Origin of the sequence: Micromonospora sp. AB353 (genome assembly GCF_049538395.1) — a bacterium.
Classification (GTDB): Bacteria; Actinomycetota; Actinomycetes; order Mycobacteriales; family Micromonosporaceae; genus Micromonospora; species Micromonospora aurantiaca.
The window spans coordinates 21,175-33,381 of sequence record NZ_JBMVFV010000010.1 but is presented as its reverse complement, the minus strand read 5'-3'; the positions used below and the strand labels follow the sequence as shown (position 1 = coordinate 33,381).

Genomic DNA, 12,207 nt, shown 5'->3' with positions numbered 1-12,207 from the left:
AGGAGTGTAGTGATGGCTGAGATCGTGCTCTTCCACCACATTCAAGGGCTCACGGACGGCGTCCGCGCGCTCGCCGACTCCCTCCGGCCCGGCGGCCATACCGTCCACGTCCCCGACTTCTTCGACGGCGAACGGCCGGCCACCATCTCCGACGGCGCCGCGCTGATCAAGCGGATCGGCGGCGACGTCCTCGACCAGCGCGCCGACGCGTACGTCGCCGGCCTGCCCGCCGGCCTCGTCTACGCGGGCGTCTCCTGGGGTGCCGCCATCGCCCAGCGGCTCGCCCAGACCCGGGCCGGCGCCCGGGCCGCCCTGCTCTACGAGGCCTGCCTGCCGGTGACCGGCGAGTGGGCGATCGGCCCCTGGCCCGACGGGGTGGCGGTGCAGGTGCACGGCATGGAACAGGACCCGTTCTTCGGGCTGGAAGGCGACGTGGACGCCGCCCGTGAGCTGGTGTCGATCGTCGGTCCCGAACGCGGCGAGCTGTACGTCTACCCCGGCGACCGGCACCTGTTCACCGACAGTTCGCTGCCCTCGTACGACGCCGAGGCCACCGCGCTGGTGGTGAGCCGCAGCCGCGAACTGCTCGACCGGCTCGGCTGACGCCTACTCGTCCCCGCGTAGCCGCGCCAAGGCGGCCGCGTACTCGGTGTCGGTCAGCACTCCACGCTCGTACTGCCTGGTCAACGCGTGGAGGTCACGCCGCTGCGCGGCGCTCGGAGCGGGCCGCCGGATCTGCTCCGGCGGGTCCGGACGGTCGGCGCGGACCGGATCCGGCGCCGGGCTCACCGGCGCGCGCTGCTCCGGGGGCCGGGCGTTCCGGTGGCACTCCCGCAGGGTCGCGAGGATATCGTCGTAGTGCTCCGGCCAGGTGACCAGCCGGGTCAGCTCCAGGCGGAACGGCCGGACGATGGCGCCGGACTGGATCGGCGTCTGCACCGGCTCGCCGTCGGTCCGCTCGATGACGATCGCGTCGCGTCCCATGTCCAGGCCCGCTATCGAAGCCGTACCGCTGTGGATCTCCACGACCGAGGCCCACGGCACTGTGGTCGTGCGGAGCAGCGAGCGCGAGCGGACGCCGACGGGGCTCACCCAGACGCCGAGCATCGCGCGGCGGACCGCGACGGCGAGGACGCCGACGTTCCACACTCCGAGGACCACCGCCTCCCGTTCCAGGAAACTGCCGCTGCGGATCCCGAACACGATGAGCACGACGAAGCCGACCGCCAGCCCCGCCACGACCATGGAGCCGGAGGTGGTCAGGTCCAGCGAGTACGGGCGCCGCCACACCGTCATGCCGCCAGGGTGACCGATCGTGTCCAGCGGTTCCGCGCGGAGTCAACGCCCTCTCGCCAGCTCCGCGACCTCGGCGAGGCTCGCAACCCGGTCGCACTCGTCGTCGGTCAACGTGTTGATGAGTGCTACCGGTACTGTGCGATCTGGATCAGGTTGCCGCAGGTGTCGTCGAACACCGCTGTGGTCACCGGGCCCATGTCGACCGGCTCCTGGGTGAACAGCACGCCGAGGCCCCGCAGCCGGTCGTGCTCGGCGGCCACGTCGTCCACCGCGAACTGCGTCAGCGGGATCCCGTCGGCCGCGAGCGCCTCCTTGAACGCCTTGGCAGCCGGGTGCGCGTCGGGCTCCAGCAGCAACTCCACGCCGTCCGGGGCGTCCGGTGACACCACGGTCAGCCAGCGGTACTCGCCGGTCGGCACATCGGTCTTCTTCACGAAGCCCAGCACCTCGGTGTAGAAGCGCAGGGCCTTGTCCTGGTCGTCGACGTACACGCTGGTGAGGTTGATTCTCATGGGTTCTCCTGGGTGGGTGCGTCGGACCTGAGCCATCGCTCGGTGATGGACCGCAGCGGCCGGGTGTCGAGGTGGTGGAACTTGTAGCGGCCCTGCCGCCGCGTGACGATCAGGCCGGCGGCCTCCAGGACGTCGAGGTGCTGGGAGATCGCCTGCCGGGACGAACCGACCTGGTGCTTCGTGGCCAGCCGGCCGCAGATCTCGAACAGGGTCTGACCGTCGCGCTCGGTCAGCTCGTCGAGGATCAGGCGGCGGGTGGGATCGGCCAGCGCCTGGTACAGATCGCCCACATCATCCACCATAGGCAAGTAGCCGCTTGCCTATCAAGAGGTTGCCCGCAATCGGAGGACGCCATGCCCGGATACATCCTCACCGGCACTCCCGGCTCCGGTAAGACCGCGATCCTGCGCCACCTGGAGATCGACGGCCACCCCGTCGTGGAGGAGGCGGCGACCGACGTGATCGCGCTGCACCAGGCGCTCGGCCGGCCCGAGCCGTGGCGGGAACCGGACTTCGCCGAGCGGGTGCTGGATCTCCAGCGGAGGCGGCGGCGCCGAGCCGAACTGTTCGGCGGCGACGTGGTGTTCCACGACCGCTCACCCGTCTGCACGCTCGCGTTGTGCCGCCATCTGGGGCTGACGCCGCCACCCGCGCTGCTCGACGAGATCGAGCGCATGACGACGGAGCGGACCGTCTTCTTCGTACGGAATCAGGGCTTCGTCGAGGCGACAGCCGCGCGTCGGATCAGCTTCGAGGAGTCGCTCGTCTTCGAGCGGGTCCACGAACTGACGTACCGGGAGGCGGGATTCGACCTCGTCGACGTGCCGGCGGGCCCGCTGGCAAACCGGGTGGCATCGATAAAAGAGGTAGTTGATCGACTGCGTCGTTAGCGCAATCAATGCCCCTTGCTTTTCGGACCGACGCCGGTAACATCTCCATGTTTTGATCTATACGGGGAGGAACGTCCACATGCAATGGAAGATTCCGGCCGGTGCCCTGGTGGCGCTGGCCTTTTTGATTCCGGCAGCGCCGGCGGCGGCGGCGCAAACCGCAGCGCCCGGGCTCAACGAGTCCTGCCAGACTGTCGAACGCAAGGTGTACAAGGACTTCCGCGAACTTGTCACCATCGACCTGGACAGCGCCCCCGTTTCCGAGCTTCGGCTGCTGGCGTACCGGCTGCTGGCCGAGGCACAGGCCGAATCGCTGCCCGTTCTGCCGAGCGAGATCGAGGAGCGGCTGAAGGACACCTCTGACGACCTTCGCGCATACCTCAAGAACCTGCCGGATCGCTGGGCGACGGCTCTGCGCGTCTCGATCGGCCAGACGATGACGGACGCCGGCCCCAACGTGCGGGCCGCCGCGCAGAAGGTGCTCGACGACCCGTCCGTCGAGGCCTACCTCGCCTACCTGAACAACGGCCTGTACGAGGCTCGTGCGCTCGACTGCGCGTCCCAGCCGACGGCGACTCCGACGCCGTCTCAGCCCACGACCACGCCGACCGCGACGCCCAGCGCCACGTCGACGGTCGTACCGCCCGTCACTCCCTCCGCCAGCCTCGGCGCGCCCGGTGGCGGCGAGGGCGGCGGGCTGCCCGTGACCGGTGCCGACACCGCGACCGTGGCCGGTGTCGGCGGGGCGCTTCTGCTCCTCGGCGGCGCCGGCTACGTCATCGGACGCCGACGTCGTTCCCGCTTCGTCGCATAGTTCCCGGGGTGCGCCCAGCTCGATGCGTCATCGGGCTGGGCGCGCCGCGTTTCCCGGGTCGAGCCTGCGATCGTGCCGCAGCCGCTGACCGGCACCGACAACGCGCTGTTCCGGCTGGGTGACTCCCTGACCGTGCGGCTGCCACGTGCGCCGTGGGCGGTCGACCAGGTGGCGACCGACGCGACCTGGCTGCACTGGCTCGCCCCCACCTCCCGGCGCCCGTGCCGGTGCCGGTCGCGGTCGGCCGACCGGGCGAGGGCTATCAGTGGCCGTGGACCGTCGTCCCATGGCTCGACGGGCACAACCCGCAAGCCGGGCAGGAGCACGTCGGCCCTCGCCGTCGACCTCGCCGGCTTCGGACGGGCGGGATCGCGATCGACCCGATGGACGGGCCGGTCAAGGAGGGCATCCAGCGCGGCGTACCCCTGGCGCAGCGCGACGAACTGGCCCGCCGGTCGATCGCGGAGCTGGGCGACCGGATCGACGGCCGGGCCGTGACCGCGGCGATCCGGCCGTCGAGGTGCGACCCGGCTGGAAGACCTCAATTCGCCACCACTGACCAGGCCATCCGCGGAGCACGACCCTGTGAGAGCCTGTCGCGATGTCGCGTGCCCGCCTGGCGCTCACCGCCGGGGTTCTCCTGCTCGTCGCCTCCTGCATGCTGCCGTGCCTGCCGTTCCTGGATCTGTCCGGCATCTCGATGCCCTACCAGGATCCGACCGCCGCGATGCTGGAGAAGCAAGCCGCCGACATCGCCGCAGCCGAACGCAGACTGGCCGTTTACGCGGCCATCGCCGGCGCACTCGCCGTCATCGGCCTGGCAGCCGTCGTCTACGCCTTCACGCACCGACGGTCCCGTAAGGGCGGTCAAGGAATCTAGATCCTCCGTCGGCCGACCGGCGACTCCTGCGCCTCGCACATATGTACGATGTGCGGCCTTCGAAATTTTGACCTAGCGTGGCGACCGCCGCCGCGCCATTGGCCGTGGATTCGCGGCGGCGGTCTATTGCCCATCCCAGGTATTAGAGAAGGAGCAACGTGACAATCCTAGTAACCGGGGCGACCGGCAACGTGGGCCGCCAGGTGGTGTCCCGGCTGGTCCGGGCCGGACGAACGGTGCGGGCGATGACCCGCCGGCCCCAGACGGGCCTGATGCCGCACGGGGTCGAGGTGGTCCAGGGAGACTTCGAACGTCCCGAGACCTGGCGAGCGGCGTTGGACGGCGCGCAGTCCGTTTACCTTTACCCCTTCGTCTACGGCGCGGCCGACAACGGTTTCCTCAACGAGGCGGTGAAGACCGGCGTCACCCGGTTCGTCGTGCATTCTGCGGCGGCGGCCGGGTTCCCACCCGGAACCGGCGGCGACGGCGTACTCGGGCGGCATCTGACCGAGGAGCGGGAAGCGCATCGCGGGCTGGAACTGCTTGTGGAGGCCACCGGCGCCGAGTGGACCCACGTGCGGCCTGGGCTGCTTGCCGTCAACGCGCTGCGGTGGGCCCACCGGATCCGGACCGAGCGGGTGGTGCGCGAGCCGTACGCCGGCGCCGGCTACCCGGTGGTCCACGAGGCCGACGTCGCCGACGTGGCGGTCGCGGCGCTGCTGACCGACGACCATGTCGGTGCCGCTCACACCGTCACCGGCCCGGCGAAGGTCTCGCAGGCGGAGCAGGTCGCCGCGATCGGCGCCGCCATCGGTACGCAGGTGCGGTTCGAGGAGATCGATCCGGCCGAGGCACGCACGCAGTGGCTGCGCGACGGCTACGACGAGGAGACCGCCGACTGGATGATCGCGCTGCTCGCCGACGCCGTCGATGGTACGGGCGTACTGCCGCCGACGGACACCTGTCTGCGGGTGACGGGGAGGCCACCGCGCACGTTCGGCCAATGGGCGAACGATCACGCCGCCGATTTCCGGCCCGAGGTGACGCGATGACGATCCTGGTCACTGGCGCAACAGGCATGGTCGGCCGACACGTCGTCGCCGAACTGATGAAGACCGGGCATCGGGTACGCGCGCTCACGCGGACACTGTCGGCGGCGGGCCTTCCGGCCGGAGTGGAGGTGGTCGGCGGCGACCTGACGGACCCGGCGTCCCTGGAATCGTCGCTGCACGGTATCGAGAGGATGTACCTGTTCCCGGTCGGGCGTACGGCACGTGAGGTGGTCGCCGCCGCGAGGCAAGCCGGGGTACGGCGCATCGTCGTGCTGTCTGGTGCGCTGGCCGACACCGACGACAGCGAGGACGGATACCTGGCGGTCGAGCGTGCCGTCGAGGAGTCCGGTCTGGAATGGACGCACGTCCGGCCCGGCGAGTTCGCCGCAAACTGGCTGGACTGGGCCCCCTCCATCAAGGAACGCCGGGTGGTCCGCCGCCCGTACGGCGCGGCGCTGACCCAGCCCACCCACGAGGCGGACATCGCCGCGGTCGCCGCAACGGTGCTCGTCGAGGACGGTCACGCCGGCCGGACCTACACATTCGCCGGCCCCGAAGCGCTCACCACCGTCGCGCAGGTCGACGCGATCGGCGCCGCGATCGGCACCACCGTGCGGTTCGAGGAGCTGGATCCGGTCGAGGCTCGGGCCGAGTGGATCAGCGACGGCTATCCGGAGACGTTCGTCGACTGGATCTTCGCCATGTGGGCCGAGTCCACGCGTAACCCCGCGCCGACGAACCAGCAGTGGGCAGACGTCGTCCCGCGCCTGACCGGCCGACCCGCACGGACATTCGCGCAGTGGGCCAGGGACCACGCGGCCGACTTCCGGTAGACCCTCAATCGTGGGACCTCGTGGCCCGATCGGGGCACGAGGTCCCACGCGACCATCCACCGCATTCGCAGCCGAACGCACCGACGGAGATCACCGAATCGGGCGGCCGCTGGCGGCGCCGGCTGTCCGGGCGTTGCAGTCGCAGGGGGTGCACCGGTGGGCGGGGGACGGCGGACCGCCCGGCTGCACTCGGCACCGAGATCACCGGTGGTTTCCCGGAACGGCCGACCGAACGCCGGGGTGGGCACGATGCTGGAACCGAACGGCAGTCGATCGGCTGACACGTGCGGAGGTGGCAACGCATGCCCGACGATCCCCGATACCAGCAGGCCCTCGACACCGCGGAACGCCTCCTCGGCCAACCGTTGACCCTGCCGCTGGCCGACGGGGAACCCGCGGTCGGTCAGGACTTCCGGCGGCTGGCGACCGAGCACACCTTCGGCGACTCGTGGCCGCGACCGGGCCTGGACCTGCGGAGCCGCTGCCTGATCTCGGTGGCCGTCGCGGCGGCGCTGGGCACCCACGAGCCGCTGCGGGGGCAGTTGCGCATCGCGCTGACGTCGGGCGTGACCAAGGAGGAGATCGTCGAGCTCTTCATCCACCTGGAGGCGTACGCCGGGGCGGCCCGGGCGTTCGACAGCTACCAGGTGGCCGCGGCGGTCTTCGGCGAGCACCGCTGACGACGCTGCCAGCACCCGTCAACGGGTCGTGAACTGGCCGGATGATGTGGTGGAGCCCAGGGGACTCGAACCCCTAACCCCTGCCTTGCAAAGGCAGTGCTCTGCCAGTTGAGCTAGGGCCCCGTGACGGCGTTCAGCGCAGGTCGGGCGCCGTGGTCGCCTCGTGCCACAGGGCGCGCTCGTCGTTCGAGGCCTTGACCTTCTTGGCCACGACGGCTGCCACACCGACGATGCCGGCCAGGATCAGGAGCTTCTTGAACATGTGCTTGACCCCTCGCGCTCGACTGTCGTCGGACGATGTGCGGTGGGGCTAGCTGGAATCGAACCAGCGACCTCAGAGTTATCAGCTCTGCGCTCTAACCGACTGAGCTATAGCCCCGCGTAGCGACGAGCTAGGTTAACCCATCGCCTCCACCGCGCCCAAATCGGGGGTACGTAGTGGAAGCGCCCGCGCCATCTCGAACCTACCCGGACGTACGACGCCGGGGCGACCGCTTTACGCGGTGCCCCGGCGCCGGTCGATCAGTCCCGCTCGGCGAGCGTCAGCTCGATCCCGCCGACCAGGTCGGCGCAGACGTTGTAGACGAACGCGCTGAGCGTCGCCAGCGCGGTGAACAGCACGACGTTCACCAGGCCGATCAGCGACGACGTCAGGATCACGCCCTTGGCGGTGATCCGGAATCCACCGCCGCCCTGGCCGCCGCCGGCGTTCACCAGGTCGGTCAGGCTGTCGTTGACGCTCTTGAACACACCCATCGCGTCGAGCGCCAGGTAGAGCACCGACGTCGCCACGACGACCACGATGAAGAGCACCACGGACACCGCGAAGGCGAACTTCATCACCGACCACGGGTCGATCCGCTTCAGGTTCAGCCGGGCCCGTCGCGGTCCGCGCGACGCGGCCGAGCTGACCGAGGTACGCGCGGCGCGTACCGCCTCACCCACGCGCGCGGCGCCGACTGCCGCCGCGCCGCTGATGCCCGGCGGCAGGCCGCCGCCGTTGGCGGGCCGGGACTGGGCGTTCGCGGCACCGCCCGGGCGCGAGCCGTCGGGCGACACCTTCGGGGCGGTTCCCAGGCCGGCGCCGATCCGCGGCTGCGTGCCGGTCGTACCGGTGGAGGCCCGGCCGGCGGCCGACGGCGCCTTGATCGGCTGGGTGCTCGTGGCGTTCGTGGACTTGGCGGCCGGGGCGGCCAGCCCGTCGGCCGACGTCGGCGCGTCGACCTTGGTCTCGGCCGAGTCCCGGGAACCGGAGTCCTCGGCCGGCTTGTCCGGAGGCGGGGCCATGCCGGGAGCCCGGGTGAACTTCGGGGCAGGCGCGTCGGCGGGAACCGTGGCCCGGCCCACAGCCGCGCGGCCGGTCGCTGGTGTGCCGCCCTGCGCGGCCTCCTCGTCGACCGGAGTGGCCGAGGTCCCCTTGTTCCCCGACTTCGCCTGTGTCTCCGTCATCAACTAGTCCTGTTCGTCAGGCTCGTCGGCATTGCGAGCAATCGCCACGATAGTCACGCCGTCCGGGAGGTCCATCAGCTTGACCCCCATTGTGTTCCGGTCACGCGTACGGCGTACAGGCTTCACCGGAGTCCGGATGACGCCGCCGTTGCTCGTGATGGCGAACAGCTCGTCCTCCGGATCGATCACGACCGCGCCGACCAGGCCACCGCGTCGCTCGGTGATCTTCGCGGTCAGCACGCCCTTACCTCCCCGGCCCTGGACCGGGTATTCCTCGATCGGGGTACGTTTCGCGTAACCCCCGTTCGTCGCGACCAGAACGTCCAGACCCTCTCGCACCACCTCGACCGCGAGCAACTCGTCCTCGCCGCTGAAGCGCATGCCGATCACCCCGGAAGTGGCCCGGCCCATCGGGCGCAGCGCCTCGTCGGTGGCGTTGAAGCGGATCGCCTGGGCGTTCTTCGACACGAGCAGCAGGTCGTCCTCCGGAGCGGCCAGGACCGCACCGACCAGTTCGTCCTCATCGCGCAGGTTGATCGCGATGATGCCGCCGGAACGGTTGGAGTCGAACTCCTCGAGCCGCGTCTTCTTCACCAGGCCGTTCTTCGTGGCCAGTACCAGGTAGGGGGCCACCTGGTAGTTCGGGATTTCAATGATCTGCGCGATCTGCTCGTCGGGCTGGAACGCGAGCAGGTTGGCCACGTGCTGGCCCTTGGCCACCCTACTGGCCTCGGGAAGCTCGTACGCCTTCGCCCGGTAGACCCGACCCTTGTTCGTGAAGAACAGGATCCAGTCGTGGGTAGAGCATACGAAGAAGTGGCTGACGATGTCGTCCTGGCGGAGCGTCGCCCCGCTGACGCCCTTCCCGCCGCGCCGCTGCGACCGGTAGAGATCGACCTTGGTCCGCTTGGCGTACCCGGTGCGCGTGATCGTCACCACCACGTCCTCGCGGGCGATGAGGTCCTCCATGGAGACCTCGCCGTCGAACGGGACGATCTTCGTACGCCGGTCGTCGCCCCACTTCGCGACGATCTCGCCCAGCTCCTCCGAGACGATCCGCCGCTGCCGCTCCGGCTTGGCCAGGATGTCCTTGAGGTCGGCGATCTCCAGTTCGAGCTTCGCCAGGTCGTCCAGGATGCGCTGCCGCTCCAGGGCGGCCAGCCGGCGCAGCTGCATGTCCAGGATCGCGGTCGCCTGGACCTCGTCGATGTCCAGCAGCCGGATCAGGCCCTGCCGGGCGTCCTCGACGGTGGGCGAGCGCCGGATCAGGGCGATCACCTCGTCCAGTGCGTCCAGCGCCTTGGACAGACCGCGCAGGATGTGTGCCCGCTCCTCGGCCTTGCGCAGCCGGAACGCGGTCCGCCGCCGGATCACCTCGATCTGGTGCTCGACGTAGTAGCGGATGAACTGGGCCAGGTTGAGCGTACGCGGCACGCCGTCGACGAGCGCCAGCATGTTGGCGCCGAACGTCTCCTGGAGCTGGGTGTGCTTGTAGAGGTTGTTCAGCACCACCTTGGCGACCGCGTCGCGCTTGAGCACGAGCACGATCCGCATGCCGGTACGCCCGGAGGACTCGTCCCGAATGTCGGCGATGCCGGCGAGCTTGCCCTCCTTGATCAGCTCGGCGATGCGCTCGGCAAGGTTGTCCGGGTTGACCTGGTACGGCAGCTCGCTGACCACGAGCGCCGGCCGGCCCCGCTTGTCCTCCTCGACCTCGACCACGGCGCGCATCCGGATCGAGCCGCGCCCGGTCCGGTACGCGTCCTGGATGCCGGCCTGGCCGACGATCAGGCCGTGGGTCGGGAAGTCCGGGCCCTTGACGATCTCCAGCAGGGCTTCCAGCGTGGTGGCCTCGTCGGCCTCCGGGTGCTCCAGGCACCACTGCACCGCCGCGCCGATCTCACGCAGGTTGTGCGGCGGGATCTTGGTGGCCATGCCGACCGCGATGCCCTCGGAGCCGTTGATCAGCAGGTTCGGGATCCGCGACGGCAGGATGGTGGGCTCCTTGGCCCGGCCGTCGTAGTTGTCCTGCAGGTCGACGGTGTCCTCGTCGATGTCCCGCAGCATCTCCATCGCCAGCGGGTCGAGCTTGCACTCGGTGTTGTGGCTGACGAACCCGTCGGAGACGAACGAGTGGTCCTCGGTGTCCACCCGGATGCTGTAGACCGGCTGCACACCGGCGTCGGTGATCTCGGTCACCTCGGCGTAGTAGAAGCGCCCGTCGACGAGCGGCTCGACCACGTCGAGGATGCCCGGCTCGGTGATCCGGGCCGCGATCTCGTCGCGGTCCCGCTCCCAGCGCTCGACCCGGTCCACGTTGTGCCGGCGCAGCCAGTCGCGCTCGGTCCAGCGGCTCGCGCCGTGCTCACGGACGAAGTCGCCGACGAACGGCACGTGGTCGCTGGAGAGCGCCGTGCTGCTCGCCGGCACCTGGGCCAACTCGGATTCCAGTTTTGCCTGCTTGCGGCCGAGGAATCCGATGTAGGCGGCGAAGATCCGGGCGTCCCGCCGGTTGGTGACGACGACCTTGATCTCACCGTCGTCGTACCGGCACTGCCGGCTGACCACGCCGAACTCCAGCATCAGCTGCTGCACCTCGCGGGCCAGCCGCGCGCTGCGGGTCGAGTAGGAGACCTGGATCGTGTGGCGGGGCAGCAGCGACGACGAGCCGTCGCCCTCGAACAGCGCTTGGAGGAAGGCCCGCTTGACCGCGGCCGGCCCGCGCCAGACGAACTCCGGCACGAACTTGTCGGCGCTCCGCGCGCCCACCATCTCGCCGAGCACGCTCGCCCGCAGTGCGGAGATGTTCTGTACGTCGAGTTCGTGCAGCGTGCTGCCGGAGGCGATGACCCGCTCGGCGACGTACCGGGGGCCGCCGACTGCGAGGTCGTAGGCGGTGAGAACCCGGACGAAGAACTCCCGGTCCACGTTGTTGAAGCCGGCCCGCTGCTCGGACACCCACCCTTCGGACACGAACGCGCCCGCCAGCACGGCGGCCTCGACGTGCTCCAGCATCGGGTAGCCGATCTCGTCCGGCACGGTGCGCTGGAGGACCACCCGGTCGCCCGGGGCGATCTCGGCGAGCAGCTTCCACAGCAGGGTCGGCACGCCGGCCACGTTCACCAGGCAGAGCACCGGGTGGTTGTGGGTGCCGGTCAGCTCGTACCCCTCGCGGGTGCGCAGCCGCAGCGTGGGGTGCTCGCCGGAGTGGAAGAACTTGCTGGCACGGACCAGGTCGCCGTTGCGGTCGCGGACCTTGAGGTCGACGTCGGTCTCGCTGCTCGGCGCGGCGTCCGGCACGACGTCGGCGATCCGGACGGACCCCTCAGCGGTACGGATCCGGGCGTCGCCGACGAGGCAGTAGCGCATGGCGGCGGCCGGGTCGTTACCGGGCGAGCCGAAGTTGCCGTTGCCGTCGACCAGCGGGTAACGCAGCGACCACGGCTGCGCCATCCGGACCAGCGCGTCGTAGATGGCCGAGTCGCCGTGCGGGTGGAACTGGCCCATCACGTCGCCGACGACGCGGGAGCACTTCACGTACCCGCGGTCCGGCCGGTAGCCGGAGTCGAACATGGCGTAGAGGATCTTGCGGTGGACCGGCTTGAGCCCGTCCCGGACGTCCGGCAGGGCCCGCCCGACGATGACGCTCATCGCGTAGTCGAGGTACGAGCGCTGCATCTCGACCTCGAGGCCGACCGGCTCGATCCGGTCGTGCTGGACGACCGCGGCCAGTGTCTCCGGGGTCTCCGGCTCGTTCGGGGTGGACTCGGGAGTATCGGTCACTGTTAACCCTTATCAGAC

General features: G+C 70.0%; 13 protein-coding genes and 2 tRNA genes. 7 read left to right on the top strand and 8 right to left on the bottom strand.

The window, feature by feature from the left end:
* The first annotated feature begins 12 nt into the window (after window positions 1–12).
* The gene (locus ACPCK6_RS07420) at window positions 13–603 is read left to right on the top strand and encodes a dienelactone hydrolase family protein (protein WP_423480707.1); all 591 of its coding nucleotides are present in this window, start codon (window positions 13–15) and stop codon (window positions 601–603) included.
* Window positions 604–606: 3 nt separating this feature from the next.
* Here the strand turns inward: ACPCK6_RS07420 and ACPCK6_RS07415 are convergent, their stop codons facing one another.
* The 3 genes from ACPCK6_RS07415 to ACPCK6_RS07405 form a co-directional block, all read right to left on the bottom strand.
* Window positions 607–1,296 carry a PH domain-containing protein gene (locus ACPCK6_RS07415; protein ID WP_423480706.1) on the bottom strand — a complete coding sequence of 230 codons (690 nt, stop codon included), beginning with the start codon at window positions 1,294–1,296 and terminating at the stop codon, window positions 607–609.
* Between the two features lie 125 nt (window positions 1,297–1,421).
* Window positions 1,422–1,808 carry a VOC family protein gene (locus tag ACPCK6_RS07410; protein ID WP_396881786.1) on the bottom strand — a complete coding sequence of 129 codons (387 nt, stop codon included), beginning with the start codon at window positions 1,806–1,808 and terminating at the stop codon, window positions 1,422–1,424.
* A complete protein-coding gene (locus tag ACPCK6_RS07405; protein WP_396881787.1) occupies window positions 1,805–2,110 on the bottom strand; it encodes an ArsR/SmtB family transcription factor in 306 nt (101 codons plus the stop codon). Before ACPCK6_RS07405 ends, ACPCK6_RS07410 begins: the two co-directional genes overlap by 4 nt.
* 51 nt (window positions 2,111–2,161) lie before the next feature.
* Between ACPCK6_RS07405 and ACPCK6_RS07400 the strand changes: the two genes are divergently transcribed.
* From ACPCK6_RS07400 to ACPCK6_RS07375, 6 genes are all read left to right on the top strand, one after another.
* On the top strand, window positions 2,162–2,698 hold the full coding sequence (locus ACPCK6_RS07400) for an AAA family ATPase (RefSeq protein WP_423480705.1): 537 nt from the start codon (window positions 2,162–2,164) through the stop codon (window positions 2,696–2,698).
* A gap of 79 nt (window positions 2,699–2,777) precedes the next feature.
* Window positions 2,778–3,512 (top strand): LPXTG cell wall anchor domain-containing protein, encoded by a 735-nt coding sequence (locus tag ACPCK6_RS07395; RefSeq protein ID WP_423480704.1) that lies wholly within the window; start codon window positions 2,778–2,780, stop codon window positions 3,510–3,512.
* A gap of 601 nt (window positions 3,513–4,113) precedes the next feature.
* Entirely contained in the window at window positions 4,114–4,392 is a 279-nt protein-coding gene (locus ACPCK6_RS07390) for a hypothetical protein (RefSeq protein ID WP_423480703.1), read from the top strand.
* 158 nt (window positions 4,393–4,550) lie between these two features.
* The gene (locus tag ACPCK6_RS07385; protein WP_423480702.1) at window positions 4,551–5,444 is read left to right on the top strand and encodes an NAD(P)H-binding protein; all 894 of its coding nucleotides are present in this window, start codon (window positions 4,551–4,553) and stop codon (window positions 5,442–5,444) included.
* A complete protein-coding gene (locus ACPCK6_RS07380) occupies window positions 5,441–6,277 on the top strand; it encodes an NAD(P)H-binding protein (protein WP_423480701.1) in 837 nt (278 codons plus the stop codon). Before ACPCK6_RS07385 ends, ACPCK6_RS07380 begins: the two co-directional genes overlap by 4 nt.
* 302 nt (window positions 6,278–6,579) lie before the next feature.
* Entirely contained in the window at window positions 6,580–6,957 is a 378-nt protein-coding gene (locus ACPCK6_RS07375; RefSeq protein ID WP_088986731.1) for a carboxymuconolactone decarboxylase family protein, read from the top strand.
* 47 nt (window positions 6,958–7,004) lie between these two features.
* Here ACPCK6_RS07375 and ACPCK6_RS07370 read toward each other — a convergent pair.
* The 5 genes from ACPCK6_RS07370 to gyrA all read right to left on the bottom strand — a co-directional run bounded on the left by ACPCK6_RS07370 (window position 7,005) and on the right by gyrA (window position 12,189).
* Window positions 7,005–7,080, bottom strand: a tRNA-Ala gene (locus ACPCK6_RS07370).
* A gap of 10 nt (window positions 7,081–7,090) precedes the next feature.
* A complete protein-coding gene (locus ACPCK6_RS07365) occupies window positions 7,091–7,219 on the bottom strand; it encodes a DLW-39 family protein (protein WP_013283222.1) in 129 nt (42 codons plus the stop codon).
* 43 nt (window positions 7,220–7,262) lie between these two features.
* A tRNA-Ile gene (locus tag ACPCK6_RS07360) sits at window positions 7,263–7,336 on the bottom strand.
* 143 nt (window positions 7,337–7,479) lie between these two features.
* Window positions 7,480–8,406, bottom strand: coding sequence for a DUF3566 domain-containing protein (locus ACPCK6_RS07355; protein WP_423480700.1), 927 nt, complete (start codon window positions 8,404–8,406; stop codon window positions 7,480–7,482).
* 3 nt (window positions 8,407–8,409) lie between these two features.
* The gene (gene gyrA, locus ACPCK6_RS07350; protein WP_396881795.1) at window positions 8,410–12,189 is read right to left on the bottom strand and encodes an intein-containing DNA gyrase subunit A; all 3,780 of its coding nucleotides are present in this window, start codon (window positions 12,187–12,189) and stop codon (window positions 8,410–8,412) included.
* Between the last annotated feature and the right edge of the window lie 18 nt (window positions 12,190–12,207).